Origin of the sequence: Sporomusa sp. KB1 (assembly GCF_007830295.1) — a bacterium.
GTDB lineage: Bacteria > Bacillota > Negativicutes > Sporomusales > Sporomusaceae > Sporomusa.
Genome location: NZ_VLKC01000002.1, coordinates 3,289,676 through 3,308,264 on the forward strand (window position 1 = coordinate 3,289,676; position 18,589 = coordinate 3,308,264).

19 protein-coding genes and 1 riboswitch are annotated in these 18,589 nt (G+C 45.4%); of the genes, 17 read left to right on the top strand and 2 right to left on the bottom strand.

What is annotated here, in order from left to right; all coding sequences use genetic code 11:
• Positions 1-59 precede the first annotated feature (59 nt).
• From SALPA_RS18900 to SALPA_RS18970, 15 genes are all read left to right on the top strand, one after another.
• Entirely contained in the window at positions 60-887 is an 828-nt protein-coding gene (locus SALPA_RS18900; RefSeq protein WP_145097494.1) for a GNAT family N-acetyltransferase, read from the top strand.
• 15 nt (positions 888-902) lie between these two features.
• Positions 903-1,454, top strand: coding sequence for a UbiX family flavin prenyltransferase (locus tag SALPA_RS18905; RefSeq protein ID WP_145097497.1), 552 nt, complete (start codon positions 903-905; stop codon positions 1,452-1,454).
• A 16-nt stretch (positions 1,455-1,470) separates the two neighbouring features.
• Positions 1,471-2,802, top strand: coding sequence for a 5'-deoxyadenosine deaminase (locus SALPA_RS18910; RefSeq protein WP_145097500.1), 1,332 nt, complete (start codon positions 1,471-1,473; stop codon positions 2,800-2,802).
• 91 nt (positions 2,803-2,893) lie between these two features.
• Entirely contained in the window at positions 2,894-3,361 is a 468-nt protein-coding gene (locus SALPA_RS18915; protein WP_145097503.1) for a C40 family peptidase, read from the top strand.
• 17 nt (positions 3,362-3,378) lie between these two features.
• On the top strand, positions 3,379-3,852 hold the full coding sequence (locus tag SALPA_RS18920; protein ID WP_145097506.1) for a YhcH/YjgK/YiaL family protein: 474 nt from the start codon (positions 3,379-3,381) through the stop codon (positions 3,850-3,852).
• Positions 3,853-3,936: 84 nt separating this feature from the next.
• A riboswitch (purine riboswitch) is annotated at positions 3,937-4,038 on the top strand.
• Positions 4,039-4,342: 304 nt separating this feature from the next.
• Entirely contained in the window at positions 4,343-5,713 is a 1,371-nt protein-coding gene (locus SALPA_RS18925; protein ID WP_145097509.1) for an NCS2 family permease, read from the top strand.
• Positions 5,714-5,818: 105 nt separating this feature from the next.
• Positions 5,819-6,316, top strand: coding sequence for a 5-(carboxyamino)imidazole ribonucleotide mutase (gene purE, locus SALPA_RS18930; RefSeq protein ID WP_145097512.1), 498 nt, complete (start codon positions 5,819-5,821; stop codon positions 6,314-6,316).
• A 98-nt stretch (positions 6,317-6,414) separates the two neighbouring features.
• Positions 6,415-7,125, top strand: coding sequence for a phosphoribosylaminoimidazolesuccinocarboxamide synthase (gene purC / locus SALPA_RS18935; protein WP_145097515.1), 711 nt, complete (start codon positions 6,415-6,417; stop codon positions 7,123-7,125).
• Complete coding sequence (gene purF, locus SALPA_RS18940) at positions 7,126-8,556, top strand: amidophosphoribosyltransferase (RefSeq protein WP_145097519.1); 1,431 nt, start codon at positions 7,126-7,128, stop codon at positions 8,554-8,556.
• A gap of 20 nt (positions 8,557-8,576) precedes the next feature.
• Positions 8,577-9,629, top strand: a complete 1,053-nt coding sequence (gene purM / locus SALPA_RS18945) for a phosphoribosylformylglycinamidine cyclo-ligase (RefSeq protein ID WP_145097522.1) — start codon at positions 8,577-8,579, stop codon at positions 9,627-9,629.
• Positions 9,630-9,641: 12 nt separating this feature from the next.
• Positions 9,642-10,250, top strand: coding sequence for a phosphoribosylglycinamide formyltransferase (purN, locus tag SALPA_RS18950; protein ID WP_145097525.1), 609 nt, complete (start codon positions 9,642-9,644; stop codon positions 10,248-10,250).
• Positions 10,251-10,280: 30 nt separating this feature from the next.
• A complete protein-coding gene (gene purH, locus SALPA_RS18955) occupies positions 10,281-11,822 on the top strand; it encodes a bifunctional phosphoribosylaminoimidazolecarboxamide formyltransferase/IMP cyclohydrolase (RefSeq protein WP_145097528.1) in 1,542 nt (513 codons plus the stop codon).
• A 216-nt stretch (positions 11,823-12,038) separates the two neighbouring features.
• On the top strand, positions 12,039-13,091 hold the full coding sequence (locus SALPA_RS18960; protein ID WP_145097531.1) for an ABC transporter substrate-binding protein: 1,053 nt from the start codon (positions 12,039-12,041) through the stop codon (positions 13,089-13,091).
• A 29-nt stretch (positions 13,092-13,120) separates the two neighbouring features.
• On the top strand, positions 13,121-13,906 hold the full coding sequence (locus SALPA_RS18965; protein ID WP_145097534.1) for an ABC transporter ATP-binding protein: 786 nt from the start codon (positions 13,121-13,123) through the stop codon (positions 13,904-13,906).
• Between the two features lie 5 nt (positions 13,907-13,911).
• The gene (locus SALPA_RS18970) at positions 13,912-14,697 is read left to right on the top strand and encodes an ABC transporter permease (protein WP_145102109.1); all 786 of its coding nucleotides are present in this window, start codon (positions 13,912-13,914) and stop codon (positions 14,695-14,697) included.
• 58 nt (positions 14,698-14,755) lie between these two features.
• On the opposite strand, the gene SALPA_RS18975 is transcribed toward SALPA_RS18970, so the two are convergent.
• Positions 14,756-15,478: an SIMPL domain-containing protein gene (locus SALPA_RS18975; RefSeq protein ID WP_186451138.1), complete on the bottom strand. Its 723-nt coding sequence runs from the start codon at positions 15,476-15,478 to the stop codon at positions 14,756-14,758.
• A 187-nt stretch (positions 15,479-15,665) separates the two neighbouring features.
• On the opposite strand from SALPA_RS18975, the gene SALPA_RS18980 reads away from it, so the two are divergent.
• Both SALPA_RS18980 and speE read left to right on the top strand, forming a co-directional pair.
• Positions 15,666-16,184 carry a YmaF family protein gene (locus SALPA_RS18980; protein ID WP_145097540.1) on the top strand — a complete coding sequence of 173 codons (519 nt, stop codon included), beginning with the start codon at positions 15,666-15,668 and terminating at the stop codon, positions 16,182-16,184.
• 228 nt (positions 16,185-16,412) lie between these two features.
• Positions 16,413-17,249, top strand: coding sequence for a polyamine aminopropyltransferase (gene speE, locus SALPA_RS18985; protein ID WP_145097543.1), 837 nt, complete (start codon positions 16,413-16,415; stop codon positions 17,247-17,249).
• A gap of 98 nt (positions 17,250-17,347) precedes the next feature.
• Here the strand turns inward: speE and SALPA_RS18990 are convergent, their stop codons facing one another.
• Positions 17,348-18,460 (bottom strand): aminopeptidase, encoded by a 1,113-nt coding sequence (locus tag SALPA_RS18990; protein ID WP_145097546.1) that lies wholly within the window; start codon positions 18,458-18,460, stop codon positions 17,348-17,350.
• Between the last annotated feature and the right edge of the window lie 129 nt (positions 18,461-18,589).

The window sequence follows — 18,589 nt, forward strand, 5'->3', positions numbered from 1 at the left end:
GCCTTTATAGTAGTATTTGTAAGTAAGTTTAGTTGTAGTTTTGGTGGAAGGCGATAATTATGATTCGGTTATTAACAGGTGACGACAATCCTGAGGTCAAAGCCTATTTGGAACGCAACTATATGGAAACCGCTTTACTCAGTGGCAATCTTGCCAGATGTGGGATTGATAATGACAGAATGAGCCGCCGCGCTGGTGATTATTATGGATACTTTTCTGCTGGCAGATTAGAAGGCATACTCGCCTTCTTTAACTTGGGAAATGTAGTGCCGCATTTTGAGGCTGCTAAGGCTATTGGCAGTTTTATCGAAATCATGCGCCAACGTAGATTTGAAGTATTGGTTGGTATGAAAAGGCTAGTGGAGCCTTTATGTTTGGCGCTGGCTCCCTATAAAAAAGTGCGTGACTGTGAGAATAGTTATTATTTGGTAAACCATGAAATAAGGCCATATTCCCTCGATTGTGTACATCAAATAGCTGCTGTGGAAGCAGTAGACAGGGAGATGGCCCTTACCTTTATTGTTGAGGCCTACAGGCAGGGCTTTAAACGCCGCTTTAACCAGGAATTGGCAGTCAAACTTATTGAAGATCGGGGTCCGGAAGAAACTTTGCTTTTTTTGCTTATAAACAAAATGCCTGTGGCTCAGGCGATCATTCAGGTAGCTACTGGCCGGATTAATCAGATTGGTGGTGTCTATACCAGTGAGCATAGCCGGGGTAAGGGGTATTGTAAGGCTCTGGTTGCTGAATTGTGCGGGCAGATTCATGCTGCAGGCAAAATTCCCACGTTAATGGTACGAAAAGACAATAGTCCGGCGGTGAGAGCCTATCAAGCCCTGGGGTTTGCTTATTATGATGAATATCTAATCGTAAAATTTGCAGTGTGATTTGGAGGAATGCTTATGCGCATAGCTGTGGGTGTTACCGGTGCAAGCGGCGCCATATACGGCTATACTGTAATTAAAGCTTTGTATGATTTGGGTATCGAAGTCCACGCCGTTTATACCGATATGGGCCGCAAGGTACTAGAATATGAATGCGGCCACAATATAGAAGTCATCCAAAAATATGCTACTGTGTATGATAACGCAGATCTGTTTGCGCCGCTGGCCAGTGGCTCCTTTAAGATGAACGGCATGGTGGTTGTGCCTTGCTCTATGCATACATTAGGAGCTTTGGCTGGTGCCAGCGGGCGGGACTTGCTGACAAGGGCCGCTGACGTGACTCTCAAAGAAGGAAGAAAGCTTGTGGTAGTGCCCCGGGAGACGCCGGTGACACCTATTCATTTGGAGAATATGCTCAGGCTGGCGCGCTCTGGGGTGGTAGTTATGCCAGCGGCTCCGGGATTTTATCATAAGCCAGTCACAGTGGACGATATAGTGGCTTTCATGGCCGGCAAGATATTAGATATCTTTGCTATAGAACATACATTATTCAAACGCTGGGGAAATTAGCAAAGGGGTGGAGACGATGTCACTGCTGATAAAAAATGGCACAATTGTAACCATGAATGCCGGCAGAGAAATTATTCAGGGCGATGTGTATGTGGAAGGCTGTAGAATAAAAGCAATCGGTGCGGGGCTCACCTCGGCTGCTGATAAAGTAATTGATGCTGCCGGGCAAGTGGTGATTCCTGGTCTTGTTCAACCACATATTCACTTGTGTCAGACACTGTTTCGCGGCCAGGCGGACGATCTGGAATTATTAGACTGGCTAAAACAAAAGATTTGGCCGTTAGAAGCAGCCCATGATGCACAATCCATCTATTATTCAGCTTTACTTGGCATTGGTGAATTATTCAAAGGCGGTACGACCGCTATTGTGGATATGGCGACAGTCAATCATACCGAAAGTAATTTTCAAGCCATCTATGACAGCGGCATTCGGGCCATCTCCGGCAAATGCATGATGGATTTTGGGACAGACGTTCCGGCTGCGCTGCAAGATACCACGATAAATGCCCTGGAGGAAAGTATCGAGCTTCTGCAAAAATGGCAGGGCGCGGGCGAGGGGCGGATTAGTTATGCGTTTACCCCGCGATTTGCCGTCTCCTGTACGGCAGAACTATTAACTAAGACGGTAGAATTAGCCAATAAGTATAAAGTTGCCATTCACACTCATGCTTCAGAGAATCGGAGTGAGGTTGAATATGTGCAAAAGCTTTCCGGGATGCGCAATATTCTTTATCTTGATAAACTGGGTTTAACAGGTCCCAGCCTTATTTTAGCTCACTGTATTCATCTAACAAATGAGGAAATGTCAGTACTGGCGAATAGTCAGACAAACATTGTTCATTGTCCTTCCTCCAATCTCAAGCTCGGCTCAGGCATTGCTAAAATCCCCGAACTTATCGATAAGGGTGCCGCCGTGGCTATCGCCGCCGATGGGGCTCCATGTAATAATAATCTTGATGGTTTTATGGAAATGCGGCTTGCGGCGTTAATCCAAAAGCCCTTCTATGGTCCGACCGCCATGCCGGCGAACAAGGTATTTGAGTTGGCCACCCTGGGCGGGGCTAAGGCGATGGGACTCAGTGATCAAATTGGCAGTATTGAACCGGGGAAAAAGGCTGACATAGCCATTGTCAGCCTGAATGACTTGCGGACAACCCCAACAGCAGGGGTTACTATTTACACCCAACTGGTTTATCAGGTACAAAGCAGTCAGGTGCTGACAACCATTGTAAATGGACAAGTAGTCATGGAAAATCGGCAGCTTACCACTATTGATGAGACAGAGGTGCGGCAACAGGCTAACCAGGCCGTAAAACGGGTCGCTGCACGTGCCCAAATAGCTTTATAAGGGAATTTTAACCAAGAAAATAAAGGAATTATTCGAATTTTGCCGAAGAATAATGGCAAGCTAAAAATAATTGAATCAGGGGTGAAATTTTATGCGGCTGTCCCTAAAGCCTTTGGCCGTATGCCTAGTGGTTCTTATGCTTGTTGTGGTGAATACTTCGGTATTTGCTGCTTCGGCCAAGCCAACAGCGGTAAAGACGGATAATATTATTAAAACAGCGGAAAAGTATCTTAAAACGCCATACCGGTTTGGCGGTGAATCTCCCAAAGGGTTTGATTGCTCAGGCTTTGTTAAATTCGTATATGATAAGAATGGCAAAAAACTGCCGCGTTCAGCCGATGTTCAGTATATGCAGGGAAAAAAGGTTGAGCGCAGCAAGCTTAAACCAGGTGATTTGGTATTTTTTACAACCTATGCCGCGGGAGCTTCGCATGTAGGCATTTATTATGGCAGTGGTAAATTCATTCATGCTTCCTCCAGCCGGGGTGTAATGATTAGCCGGCTGGACGAAACGTACTGGAAGCCGCGTTACTTCGGTGCCAAGCGAATTCTTAATTAAATATCGGAGGAGTACTTATGATTTTTGGACATATTTCAACAGTAGCAGCAGATGTACCACACCTTCATAAAATTCTTGTTAAAGGGCTTGAGTATCTTGTAAAAAATGATTTGGCGGCATTGCCTACAGGTAAGTATGAAATTGAAGGTAAAGATATCTATGTAGCTATTAATGAATATGAAACCCAGCCGCGGGAAGCTCGCAGAGCAGAAGCTCATGCTGATTATCTCGACATTCAATATATTATTTCAGGCCAGGAAATGGTTGCTTATAGCTTATTGGCTGCAAATAACGAAGTTTTAGCTGATGAACTGGCGGCTAACGATGTGATATTTTATAAAACAGTGCAACAAGAGACTGATTTGGCAATGACAGAGGGTATGTATGCCATATTCTTTCCCTGGGATGTACACCGCCCCAACTGTATACTGAATAAGGCTGCTTCTGTCAAAAAAGCTGTTGTAAAAATTAAAATGTCGCTGTTAAAATAACTGGCACTATTCCGAACAATATTTCTAATTAAGTAATTAAAGTTCGATTTTTTCATTGACAGCTTTTACCCACTACTGGTACAATACAAATAAATACATAATGCTCGTATATATTTGAGGATATGGCTCAAAAGTTTCTACCAGGCGACCGTAAATCGCCCGACTACGGGTGAAAGTGTGCCTAGGGTTCCGCATAACACAACGTGGTGTGGCTGTGACCAAGTGGCACAGGTGTTACTGGATAGCACTACACCGATGGGATAAAAACCCTGGCGGGGAAGTTTCGCTCTATGATGTTCATGCGAAATTTCCCTGTTAGGGTTTTTTGGTGTTGTTGGAATACGCTATGGTGCTAGCGGTGACACTGTAAGAAGGTTATCTAATCCAGATGGAAAGTATAACTTTCCCTGGATAGACAACTAAGGCTTCTGCCGGCGTCCTGAAGGACTTGGCACAAGCCAAGTCTTATCTTTTAAGGGGGGAAGAGAGAATGTTTGAAAAACTGTTTGAGCTTAGTTCCCGCAAAACAAATGTGAGAACTGAGGTGGTCGCAGGGATTACGACCTTTATGACCATGGCGTACATTTTGTTTGTTAATCCTAGTATTCTGGGTTCAGCGGGAATGGACAAGAACGCCGTATTACTGGCTACTGCCATTGGTGCTGGCGTGGTGTCAATCATGATGGGACTGTTTGTTAACTATCCGATTGCTTTGGCTCCTGGCATGGGGCTTAATGCTTTTTATGCGTTTACCGTTGTTATCGGTATGGGGATTACCTGGCAGGTGGCCTTGGGTGCGGTATTTATTTCTGGTCTTATTTTTATTTTGCTTACAGTGACTCAAGTTCGTCAATTATTGGTTGAGGGTATGCCTACAGTGCTAAAACATGCAATTACGGTAGGTATTGGCTTATTTATTACCATTATTGGTCTGAAGCTTTCCGGTATCATGAGTATCCGGTTATCTCTGATTCCACCTACGTTGGAGAAAATTGTCGCCGCAAAAGGCAATGGTACACCGCTTAGTTTTGAAACTATTATTGAAATGGGACAATTTACTCATCCCGAAATATTGCTTTCCGTATTTGGCCTGGTAGTTATTGGTGTACTCATGGCACGCCAAATAAAGGGCTCGATCTTAATTGGTATTTTTACGACTACTATTGTAGGTATTATGATGGGGATTGTTACTATCCCTGCTGGCTTTAGCCCAATCGCTATGCCTGATTTTAGCCATAATGCTTTTTGGGCGCTGGATATTCAGGGCGCTCTAAACATGGGCCTAATGGCGATTATCTTTACATTTACTTTTGTTGAACTGTTTGATACTATGGGCACACTTGTTGGTACTGCGTCCAAAGCAGGCCTTATGGACAAAAAAGGCAAATTCCCCGGTATCGGCAAAGCCATGCTGGTAGACGCCACCGGTGTAAGTCTTGGTGCTTTGCTTGGCACTAGTACTATCACTTCTTATGTGGAAAGTGCTGCTGGTGTTGGTGCAGGCGGACGTACAGGCTTGACAGCAATCGTATGCGGCATACTCTTTTTGTTATCGTTGTTTTTTGCGCCGCTTGCAGGCCTTATTCCCACTGCCGCAACTGCGCCGGCGCTTATTATTGTTGGCGCATTGATGCTCGAGTCAGTCCGCCAGATTGATTTTAACGATTTCACAGAAAGCCTGCCAGCCTTTTTAACCATTGTCCTGATGCCATTTACCTATAGCATCGCCAATGGTATTTCTGCTGGTCTTGTGATGTATCCGTTGTTAAAACTCGTTACCGGCAGAGGTCGCGAAGTGCATTGGATTGTCTACATATTAGCGGCTCTCGTTGTCTTCCGGTTTGTATTCCTGGCTGAATAGCGGGGAAGCTAAACCCAGATATTTTTTAAAATATCTGGGTTTTATAACAAAACATTCATTGGTAAATTAATCCATGGGTGCATTATAGAGTGAAAGGATGAGGATATGAAAGTAGCAATTATTATGGGCAGTGATTCGGATTGGCCGGTACTTGAGCCGGCTGCCAGCCAACTAGCCGAATTTGGTATTGAAACAGAAGTATTGGTAGCATCAGCTCATCGCACGCCAGATAAGGTGCACCGATTTGTAGCCGGTGCCAGCGAACGCGGGGTGCAGGTTATCATCGCTGCTGCCGGCGCCGCCGCTCACCTTCCGGGAGTGATCGCCAGCTTTACTACGCTGCCGGTTATTGGGATACCGGTAAATGCTACGCCACTTGCCGGTATGGATGCACTGCTTAGCATTGTTCAAATGCCGGCAGGTATTCCGGTAGCTACTATGGCTATTAACGGGGCAAAAAATGCAGCCTTATTTGCCGCGCAGATATTGGCGGTGCATAATACTGAACTTGCCGCTAAGTTAATAGCACACCGGCAGACTATGGCCGAAGAAGTTGAGCGAAAAGATGCGCGGCTGGCGCAAAAGCTGGCTGCACCTAAGTAGTCGCTTTTAAAAATCCCCAAAATGAAAGTACTTGCCATGGCAAGGAAAAAGCGTGGCAAACTTGCTTACTAATTTAAATTTACGAGGAGGCTAACCCCATGACTAAACAACCTATGTATGAAGGAAAAGCTAAACAAGTATTTGCAACTGAGAATCCTGATGAACTATTAGTATATTTTAAAGACGATGCCACTGCCTTTAATGGTGAAAAGAAAGGCACGATTGGGAACAAGGGCGTCTTCAACAATAAAATTTCGACCTTTTTCTTCAATCTGTTAAGCGAAAAGGGTATTCCGCATCATTTTATCAAAATGCTTAGTGACCGGGAAATGCTGGTTAAGAAACTTGCTATCCTGCCGGTAGAAGTTGTCGTCCGCAACATTGCTGCCGGCAGCCTGGCAAAACGCATTGGCTGGGAGGAAGGCCGCAAAATGCCCAGTACGATTGTTGAGCTCTACTACAAAGATGATGCACTGGGCGACCCGTTGATTAATCATTATCATATCAAGGCACTTGGGCTAGCTACCCCGGAGCAAGTTGAAATCATAGAAAAATATGCGCTGCAAATAAATGAAGTGTTATCTGCTTTTCTGAAAGAGAAAAAAATAGAATTAATTGACTTCAAGCTTGAATTTGGCGTGCACAAAGGGGAAGTAATCTTAGGAGACGAAATTTCACCTGATACTTGCCGCTTCTGGGATAGCGAGACTAACCAAAAGCTTGACAAAGACCGTTTCCGCCGCGATTTAGGTAATGTTGAGGAAGCCTATCAAGAGGTATTATACCGACTGACAGGAAGGAGAAACTAAGTGCTTTACGATATACAAAGCGACAAATGGCGGGAAGAGTGCGGGATATTTGGCATTTTTGCCCGTCAGGAGAATGTGGCATTAAATACGTATTGGGGCTTGTATGCATTGCAGCACCGGGGCCAGGAAAGCGCCGGTATTGCTGTTACCGACGGTAGTGCTATGGATGTGCAGCGGGGTATGGGGCTGGTCAATGAGGTGTTTCGCCATGCTCTGCCTGATATGCCGGCTCATATTGCTATCGGTCATGTCCGGTATTCAACAACCGGGTCAAGTCTCTTGCGTAATACACAACCATTATTGGTCAGCTATTCCGGAGGGCAGATTAGTCTGGCTCATAACGGCAATCTGACCAATGCTCATGAAATGAGAATAGAACTGGAGAAAAAAGGACATGTGTTTCAAACCTCTATCGACAGTGAAGTTATTGTTAACTTAATTGCCCGTTCTACCAAGCAGACGGTGGAGGAAAGGGTGATCGACAGTTTGACTGATGTCCAGGGGGCCTACAGTCTGGTTATCATGACAGAAAACAAGCTTATCGGTGTCCGTGATCCACATGGCTTCCGGCCGCTTTGTCTGGGACGGCTGGGTGACGGCTGGGTACTGGCATCTGAGTCCTGCGCACTAGATACTGTTGGTGCTGAATTTGTACGTGATATTGAACCAGGTGAAATAATAAGTATTGACGATCAGGGGGTTGAAACCAGGCGGTTTGCTGAGACTGACCGGCGTGCTGCTTGTGTGTTTGAATATATCTACTTTGCCCGTCCTGACAGTGTCATTGACGGTCAGAGTGTGTACCAAGCCAGGCTTAGTATGGGACGTACACTGGCAAGAGAGAGCGGCTTTAAGGCTGATCTTGTTATTTCAGTGCCAGACTCCGGGACTACGGCGGCGCTTGGCTATAGCCAGGAATCAGGGATACCTTTTGCCGAAGGACTCATGAAAAACCGGTATATTGGCCGTACCTTTATCCAGCCGGAACAGAAAAAACGGGATATGGGTGTACGGATAAAACTCAACGCTGTTACATCAGTTGTGAAGGGTAAATCTGTTGTTATGGTGGATGACTCTATTGTACGGGGCACGACCAGCGGCAAAATTGTCCGCATGCTGAAAGAAGCCGGTGCTACGGCTGTCCATATGTGTATAAGCTCGCCGCCGATTGGTTATCCCTGTTACTATGGAATTGATACATCAGCCCGGAAAGAGCTTATCGCCGCGTCCAAACAGGTAGAGGAGATCAGAGAGTATATCGGTGCTGATTCGCTGCATTATCTGTCCCTGGAAGGCTTGTATGCCTCTATTGGTAATATTCCGCAACAAACGTTATGTAATGCGTGCTTTAACTGCGATTATCCGGCAGAAATTCCTTGTGAAAGGGATTGCGCCAACAATAAATTCTTGTTTGAAGCCAAAAATAAATAAATACAGCAGGAGGTCGAAGAATGGCCGATAAGGAAAAGACGAATCCTAAGCTTACCTATCGTGATGCCGGTGTGGACATTGATGCTGGCAATAAAGCAGTTGAATTGATGAAACACCATGTTCGGGCCACATATCGCCCGGAAGTACTTGGTGATATCGGCGGTTTTGGCGGTCTGTTTGCATTAAACTCTGGTAAATATCGCCAGCCGGTACTGGTAAGCGGGACAGACGGCGTAGGGACCAAACTGAAAGTTGCCTTTATGGCCGACAAGCATGACACGATTGGACAAGATGGTGTAGCGATGTGTGTCAATGATATCTTGGTGCAAGGCGCGGAGCCACTATTTTTCCTGGATTATTTGGCTGTTGGCAAACTGGAACCCGAAAAGGTCGCCGCGATTGTCAGCGGCGTGGCTATGGCTTGCCGCGAATCCGGTTGTGCGCTTATTGGCGGCGAGACGGCTGAAATGGCTGGTTTTTATCCTGACGGCGAGTATGACATGGCTGGGTTTGCTGTAGGCGTTGTAGACCGGGATAAAATTATAACCGGGGAAAAAATTAAGCCAGGCGATGTGTTAATAGGGTTGCCGTCAAGTGGTGTTCACTCTAACGGCTATTCGCTGGTGCGTAAGATCTGCTTTGATGTAAAGCAGTTTAGTGTTGATACTTATATCCCGGAATTAGGCCGCACCCTGGGAGATGAACTGTTAGAGCCTACCCGCCTGTATCCTAAAACCTGTTTGCCGCTAATTGATAAATTTGATCTTCATGGTATGGTTCACATCACTGGTGGCGGATTCTATGATAATATCCCCCGGGTATTACCAGCAGACTGTGGCGTGACAGTGGATACAGCTGCCTGGCCTAAGCCACCTATTTTTGGGCTCTTAAAGGAATGGGGCGGGGTAGCTGACGCTGAGATGTACCGGACCTTTAACATGGGTATTGGTATGATTCTCCTCGTTGCCGCCGAAGATGCAGCAACCATTCAGGCCGACATTGCATCCAGGGGCGAGAAGTCCTATATAATTGGCAAAGTAACAGCCCAAAAGCATCTGGTTGAACTTAAGTAGGGGGACTGCTTCATGAACAAAACGGTAATCGGTGTACTGGCGTCAGGACGGGGCAGTAATCTACAGGCTATTGTAGATGCCATTGAGGCCGGCCGCCTTAATGCCAAGATTGGTGCAGTTATTAGTGATAACCCGGAAGCCAATGTCTTAAAGCGCATGGCTGCCGCTGATATTCCGGCACTTTGTATTGACAGGCGGCAGTTTGTGAGTCGCCACGAATTTGAGGCTGCGGTTGCCGAAGAATTGAATATCCGTCATGTAGAGTTGGTTGTTCTGGCTGGCTTTATGCGCATTTTGACCGCCTATTTCATTGACCGTTTTGCCGGAAAAATCATGAATATTCACCCGGCACTGCTGCCGGCTTTTCCGGGTGAGAATGCCCAGCAGCAGGCTGTGGACTACGGTGCGAAGGTTTCGGGGTGTACGGTTCATTTTGTGGATGAGGGTATGGATACCGGCCCCATTATACTGCAGGAGGCTGTGCCTGTTTTAGAAGATGACACAGCAGAGACACTGTCAGATCGTATTTTACACGCTGAGCATATTCTTTATCCCCGGGCCCTGGCCTTATATTGTGAAGGACGTCTGAAGGTAGAGGGGCGGCGTGTAAGGATAACGTGAGACTGAATAAGTGATAAGCGAGGGAGAGAGATGAAAATTAAACGGGCGCTGTTAAGCGTGTCAGATAAAACCGGTATTGTTGAGTTTGCTAAAGCATTACACAGTTTTGGCGTGGAGCTGGTTTCGACTGGCGGCACCATGAAAGTCATCAAAGAGGCTGGTATACCTGTAACCTATGTCAGTGAAATTACTGGTTTTCCGGAAATAATGGATGGCAGGGTAAAAACGCTTAACCCTTATATTCATGGCGGCATACTTGCTATCAGGGACAATCCTGCTCATCAGGCGGCAATGACTGAGCACAACATCACCGGCATTGATTTGGTGGCAGTTAATCTATATCCGTTTCGGCAAACAGTTGCTAAACCAGATGTGACGTTAAAGGATGCAGTGGAGAACATTGATATTGGTGGTCCGGCTATGATCCGGGCGGCGGCCAAAAATTTCCAGTATGTTACTGTTGTTGTTAATCCGGAGCGTTATGGGGAAATTATCGCCCAACTGACAGCTGACGGTGAAGTTGAATTTAAAAACCGCATGGCGCTGGCGCAGGAAGCCTACAGTCATACTGCTGCTTATGATGCTTATATTTCGCGGTATCTCAGCGGACAGCTGGATCAGGGGCTTTTCCCGGAGACGATGCACATGGTTTATGAAAAGGCTCAGGATCTGCGCTATGGAGAAAACCCGCACCAGGCTGCAGCCTTTTATCGTGAACAATATTATAACGGGCCTGGCGTTGCCAATGCCAAGCAGCTCAGCGGCAAGGAATTGTCGTTTAATAATATTGTTGATGTAGAAGCTGCGTATGCGTTGGTTGCCGAGTTTGCAGAGCCGGCCGCTGCCATTATTAAGCATACCAATCCCTGCGGTACAGGCATTGGTGCTTCGTTGGCCGCAGCCTATAATAAAGCGTACCAGGCCGACCCGCTTTCTGCTTTTGGCGGTATTATTGCCCTCAATCGGGAAGTAGATAAAGAAACAGCGCAGCTTATCAGTGAACTTTTTGCTGAAGCTGTTATTGCACCGGCATTTAGTCCGGAGGCACTTGACATTTTAACGCAAAAGAAAAATGTTCGCCTGCTGGCGGCGGCTCTCCCAGAGCCGGACAGCACACGGTTGGATGTAAAGTCGGTGGCTGGAGGTGTGCTCTTGCAGCAAGCTGATATGACCACCGCACCGCAAGCTGCTATGAAAGTAATTACCAAGCGTCAGCCGACAGCTTCAGAGTGGGAACAACTATTATTTGCCTGGAAGGTTGTTAAACATGTCAAATCCAATGCCATTGTAATTGCCAATGATAACAAGACACTTGGTGTTGGCGCAGGGCAAATGAATCGCGTAGGTGCAGCCGGTATTGCGCTAGCGCAAGCCGGGGAACAGACTAAAGGGGCAGTATTGGCCTCAGATGCCTTCTTCCCGTTTGCTGACACTGTTAAGGCAGCTATCGAAGCCGGTATTACAGCTATTATTCAACCAGGCGGCTCAGTTCATGATGAAGATTCGATTAAAGCGGCAGATGAACAGGGTATTGCTATGGTATTCACAGGTATGAGGCATTTTAAACATTAAGCAACGTTATTGAAAAAGAAATAACACTCGCTACGGCAAAAATACCGGCAGGTTCTGCCGGTATTTTTTATACACTTCTTAAGGTAAGCAACAGGGCTAAGGAAGGAATTTTACCTTTTAGTGAAGAAAAGTACAAAAGTATTCCAATTAAAGTCCGGGCTATTATTGGTTAATAACTTGGACCTAATTATTTAACGAAGGACAAGGGGGACTACAATGAACCGGAAGTATTTGTGGGTGATTACTAGTATTCTAATGCTATCCTTATTGCTGGCCGCATGTGGCAAAACGCCGGAAGCTGCTAAACAAAATGCGCCGACGGAAACGAAAAAGCTCAGTATTGGACTGCTCAAACTGACCAGTTCAGCACCGGTGTTTATTGGCATAGAAAAAGGTTTTTTTAAAGAGGAAGGTCTTGATCTTGATGTCCAATGGTTTGAAGCCGCTCATCCGATTGCCGTAGCAACTGCCTCCGGTAAGGTAGACATTGGAGCTACCGGTATTACCGCCAGCCTCTACAATATGGTAGCTGGCGGGCAGAAACTGTCCATTGTGGCTGATAAAGGGCGGGAGCAAAAGGGGTATTCCTCATCAGCACTACTCGTAACAAGTGATTTGTGGGGACAAGGTATACAAAAAATTGAGCAAATGAAGGGGAAACGTATTGGCATAACCCAGACAGGGTCAACCTATCATTATATGATTGGCCGTTTGTTGGAGGCCAAAGGTTTGTCGTTAACTGAAGTAGAGATTGTACCGCTTGGTAAAATGGGCGCACTTATGGCGGCACTACAAAGCAACCAGGTGGATGCTGTTATTTTAAATGAGCCTAATATCAGTACGGTAGTAGCTGCTGGTTATGGCAAGCTTGTTAGTCAGGTTGGCGATGTGATTGATTATCAGACATCAGGTATCTTTTTTTCACCTGAGTTAATGAAAGATAAGGCCAATGCTGTCCGTTTTCTCAAAGGATATATTAAGGCCAGCAGATACTACTATGATGCTGTGTTGACTCAAAAGGACGGCAAGATTGTACCTGGAACCAACTATGATGAGACTGTCGGTATTATTGCAAAATATACCGGCGTTTCAGTCAATGATGTCAAAACAGGGTTGCCATATATGGATCGAGATGGGAAATTGCTGACTAATGATATTCAGACCCAGATTGATTGGTATGCCAGTCATAAGATGCTGGAAAAACCGATTAACGCCAGTCTGGTAACAGATACTGCTTTATTCGAGGAAGCATTGAAAGAAGTAAAATAAGGGTATTAGAGTAAGCGGGGGAGACTGGCATGAAGGTTGTTATTGAGCAGGTTGGGAAATGCTATCCGGGGCCGGACGGAGAGAAAGTAACGGCGTTATCAGACATTAACCTTACCATTCATAGCGAGGAATTTGTTGTATTGGTTGGACCCAGCGGCTGTGGCAAGTCGACGCTCCTTAATATGGTGGGGGGGCTGTTAAGCCCGACTTCAGGCACTATCTATGTAGAAGGACTGGAAACTGACCGTGATCCGGTAGTGGGTATGGTTTTTCAGGAAATAGGGCTGTTTCCCTGGCGCAGCGTTGTTCAGAATATTGCTTTTGGTCTGGAAGAAACAAGGCTCACCCAAAGACAAATTGCGGATCGGGTTCAAAGTTATATTGAACTGGCAGGACTGCAGGGTTTTGAAAATTCTCTGCCACGCCAATTATCAGGCGGCATGCGCCAGCGGGTGGGGATAGCCCGGGCGCTGGCCATTCAGCCTGACTTACTGTTAATGGATGAACCTTTCTCGGCGCTTGATGCGCAGACTCGAACGCTGATGCAGGAAGAACTGTTGAAGCTTTGGACAGCTACCCGCCTGAGTACGTTGTATGTTACTCATAATATTGAAGAAGCTGTTTTTCTGGCCGACCGGGTGGTCGTACTATCCCGGCGGCCAGGAAGAATTATTGACATCATTCGCATTGATTTACCCCGCGAGGGGCGGGATACTGGCGAATGTGCAGCCCAGTTTAAAAATTATGCCAGCCAGATATGGCAGCTTATACGTAAAGATGCCGAAGATGCCTTAAGGGAGGGAGAAGCTGAGTGAATGCCATGTACCGCCGGGAGGTTGTTAATCGCTTGGCATTTATTGATACTAAGCTGCCAGGCTGGGTAAGTACGCTGTCCCTGATCGGCCTTATCGTGTTATGGGAAGCAGTGTGTCGTGTAAGTTCGGTTCCAGAGTTGTATTTACCGTCCCCGAGTGCGATAGTGGTTACCAGCTGGGATATGCTTGCCAGCGGGGAGCTCCTAACTAATGCTACAGCCAGTCTGTACCGGATTGGCTGGGGATTTGTTATTGGCAGTGCTGCCGGTATATTGCTAGGACTTGCCACCGGTTTCTTTCGTTTGGCGGAGGCAGTTGGTAATCCGCTTGTCCATGCGCTATACCCTATTCCGAAGATTGCACTGCTACCGCTGATTATTTTATGGCTGGGAATTGGAGAACTTTCTAAGGTTACTATCATAAGTTTAGGTGTTTTTTTTCCAGTCATTATTAATACCTATTCTGGCGTAAAAAATGTAGATCCCCTATTAATTAAAGCTGCTGTTGCTTTTAGAGCCAGCAGGCTTAGCATTATCCGCAAAGTTATTTTGCCTGGAGCCCTGCCGGTTATTTTTGCCGGGCTCAAACTGGCGGCAGGAACATCGCTGTTACTATTAGTAGCCGCCGAAATGATTGCAGCCAAAGAAGGGATTGGAGCCATGATTTTGCACTATGGCGATCTCATGCTGACTACCAAGCTTATGGTCGGGGTGCTAGCGTTGTCCCTGTTGGGAATCGCTTTTAATTACTCACTGAATTGGCTGGAAAAAAGGTTGATTTCCTGGCGATAGATAAAAAAGGGGCTGTGGAAAAACTTAGTGATAAGTTAACCACAGCCCTTTTTGCATTTTATTCTAATTCAACGATGATTTGCACATTGGCTGATAATTGAATCAGTCCGGCAGAGATGGGTGTTGCCGCCAGAGTATCGGCTATGCCTTTGCTATATAGGCGGGTTGCTGCCTCAGGCGAATGAAAATTCACGCCATTTTCATTGATAGTTTTAACCCGGACTACCCGTTTGTTGATAGCGGCAGCGATGGCGTCGGCTTTGCTTATGGCATCGCGGACAGCTTGGGCGAGAGCGGCATTTCTAACCCCGTCTTCATCCTTTTTGCCAAACCGAATGCTATTGACTTGGTTAGCACCGGCATTGAGGGCACTATCGATAATATCACCGGCTTTATCTGGCAGAGTGGTTACCAGGATGCTGTTAGTAATCTGATAACCCTTAATACTCGGGGTGCGACGGCCATTGTCATCATTAGTATAAATTGGCGTTACCGCATAATGCGCTGTCTTTATGTATTCATCTTTAATTCCCAGACTTTCTAGCTGTTGACGGATGCTTGTAGAGACTGCCGCGTTTTTGGCTTGTGCGGCAGCAACGGTTTCTGCTTCGGTTACTGTACCTAGATTAATATAAGCAATATCGGGGGTGATTTCCTCTTGGTAATTACCGCTTACCTGTACTTCGGTAGCATTAGGGTTTGTCTCAGAGGCCAGAGCGGCAGGTAGTGCAGCTACCATCAGCAGCAGTGCTAAACTTAAAAATTTGACGAATTTGAACATAGTCATCAACTCCTTTACTCATATAAACGGTTAAGATAGCCAGAAGTAACGAAGAAAATAGTTAAATATCAAAAATAATATAAAATGAGACTTAGCAGCCGCTTGGTCAGCAGATAAGATAGGTGGCAAAGAGGGCTATTGTGGCATAAGATATGATGTGAAAACATTTTGGAGGTGCGAGGAGACTATGCCTATTAGCGAAGAAGATCGCAAACCCAAGCATCATCATCACCATCATGATGAATATGAGATGATGCCACATGTTCATACCTATCTAACAGAAGTTGATGTGGCGGATGGACATCAGCATATTATTTTGGGAGTGAGCGGTCCGGCAAAAGAAAAAGGAAGATGCCATATGCACCGGATACATGGCCGAACTTCATTTATATGTGAAGAAGGGGAAGGCGGTCACTGGCATACAGAGGATGTTATGACAGGACCAGAGATTGAAATGCCGGACGGCAATCATGTTCATTACTTTGCAGGCATGACTAGCGAAGATGAGGGGCATTGTCATAGCTTTAGTGGTGCTACTGGTCTTGTACCATGTTGTGACATGGACTTTGAGGATGAATGTGAAGAAGAATACGAAGATGAGTGTGTTGAAGACATCGAGGATCCGTGTGAAGACATATGCGAGATGCCGGTAAAAACCCTACCTAAGTACAAGTATAAATATGGAAAGCGTCCAGACGAAGAATAGTATACTTACCCAACAAAAAGCCGTCAGATAGTATTCTGATGGTTTTTTGTTGTTCCGCTTTCAACAAAGGCTTGGCGCAAGCCGTGGTTTCTTTTAAAAAAGAGCTCTTATTGTTTTTTGTGAAGGAAGCTTTTACTATGGTAATTTTTGTGGTATAATTTTCTTTTATATAAATGATATAAGTTAGACAAGCTGTAGAAGCTAAGATAAGTAGGGGGGATTATACAAATGGAGCTATGGTATACAGAGTACCAAACTAAGAATCTAGGTCTCGCTGCCCGAATCAAGGAAACATTATACTCCGGGAAGTCGGAATTTCAAGAGGTTGCAGTAGTTGAGGCATACGAGTTTGGGCGGATGTTGGTACTTGATGGTGTTTTTCAGACCTCGATATTTGACGAGTTCATTTATCATGAAATGATTGCGCATGTTCCCTTATTTGTTCATCCTGATCCCAAAACGGTTTTGGTAATTGGCGGTGGAGATGGCGGTACAATACGCGAGGTAGTCAAGCACCAGTCGGTTGAAGTGGCTGAGATGGTGGAGATTGACGGCCTGGTGGTAGAGGTTAGTAAAAAATATTTACCGGAAATCAGTTCAGCCTTAAACGAGAACAATCCTAAGCTACAGCTTAAAATTGGTGATGGCATCAAACATATGCAGGAAGTAGAGAATAAATATGATGTCATTATTGTAGATTGTTCTGATCCGATTGGTCCTGGAAAAGGCTTGTTTACTCACGAATTTTATACGAATGTGCACAAAGCATTAAAACCTGACGGTCTGTTTGTACAGCAGACAGAATCGCCTTTTTATCATCAGCAGCTTATCCAGCAGCTTACTACAGACATTACGTCAATGTTTCCGATAACCCGTTTATATTTGGCAAATATTCCTTTGTATCCGGGCGGGCTGCATTGTTTTACCATTGGTTCTAAAAAGTATGATCCGATTAGTAGTGATATTGGCCGCATTCCAGAAAACCTTGATACCCGTTATTATAATCGGGAACTGCAAAAGAGCTGTTTTGCTCTGCCGAATTTTGTAAAGAAATTAGTGAGATAAGAAAGCGAGATTGCCGCACTGGCGCCCGTGATGACCAAGAAGAACTGCTGTGCTCATAGTCATTGCAAGCGCAAAGGAGGCAATCTCGCTTTTATCAGTTATAGTAGACTTTCTGGATTTAAGCCTGCTAGTTCAGGAAGCACAAATTGCCCATCCTTGCGGATAAGTTTATCGTCAAACCAGATTTCACCACCACCGTATTCGGCTGTTTGAATACAGACAAGGTCCCAGTGGATGACAGATTTGTTGCCATTAAAGGCAGCATCATAGGCGTTGCCGGGAGTAAAGTGGAAGCTTCCTTTGATTTTCTCATCAAACAAGATATCCTTCATTGGTTTTTCAATATAAGGATTTACTCCTAGTGCAAACTCACCGATATAGCGGGCACCCTCATCAATGTCAAAAACCTTATTGATTTTTTCTGAATCATTGGCAGTTGCCTTGACGATCTTACCATTTTTAAATTCAAGGCGAATATTTTCATAGGTAAATCCTTGATATACTGAGGGCGTGTTGTAACTGAGGATACCATTTACCGATTCCCTCACAGGAGCAGTATACACTTCACCGTCAGGTATATTCCTCAGTCCGGAGCATTTTACCGCCGGTATTCCTTTAATAGAAAAAGTAAGTTCAGTATCAGGTCCGGTAATTTTTACTTTATCGGTTTTCTCCATAAGCGCAAGCAACGGGTCCATGGCTTTAGCCATTTTGGCATAATCAAGGTTACACACCTTGAAGTAAAAGTCCTCAAAGGCTTCGGTGCTGGAATTCGATAATTGCGCCATCGAAGCGTTTGGCCAGCGTAAGATACACCACTTGGTATGGGGGACACGCACGTCAAGATGCACTGGTTTTACCCAGTTTTGTTGGTAGCTTTGTAATTGGGTATCAGAGACATCAGCCATTTCCGCAATATTAAAACTGGCTCTGATGGCAATATAGGCATTCATTTCCTTCATTCTAGCCTGCTCCCAAGAGGCGGCAAGTGCGAGCTGCTCACCGGAAGCCTTCCTAAGCAGTGAGCGCTGTAATTGGCTGTTTTTAATTTCAAGAAAAGGGATACCGCCTGCGGCGTAAGCCTCATCTACAAGCGCCTTGGCTAGCGGTAAAGCATCATCAAACATTTCGATTAATATTTTTTCGCCTGGTGCAAGACTGGTAGAATAGCCAATCAGGTTCTGGGCGAGAGTTTTTATTCGTGGATCCAAAGTAGTACCTCCTTAAAGTTTGGTTATTGCTATATACTATCAGTATTTGATGTTTTAACAAGAATATCCTTTGAAAAATTGGTTTTGATTGGTTTTGATCAAATAAAATAATGTGTATTGTGCTTGCAA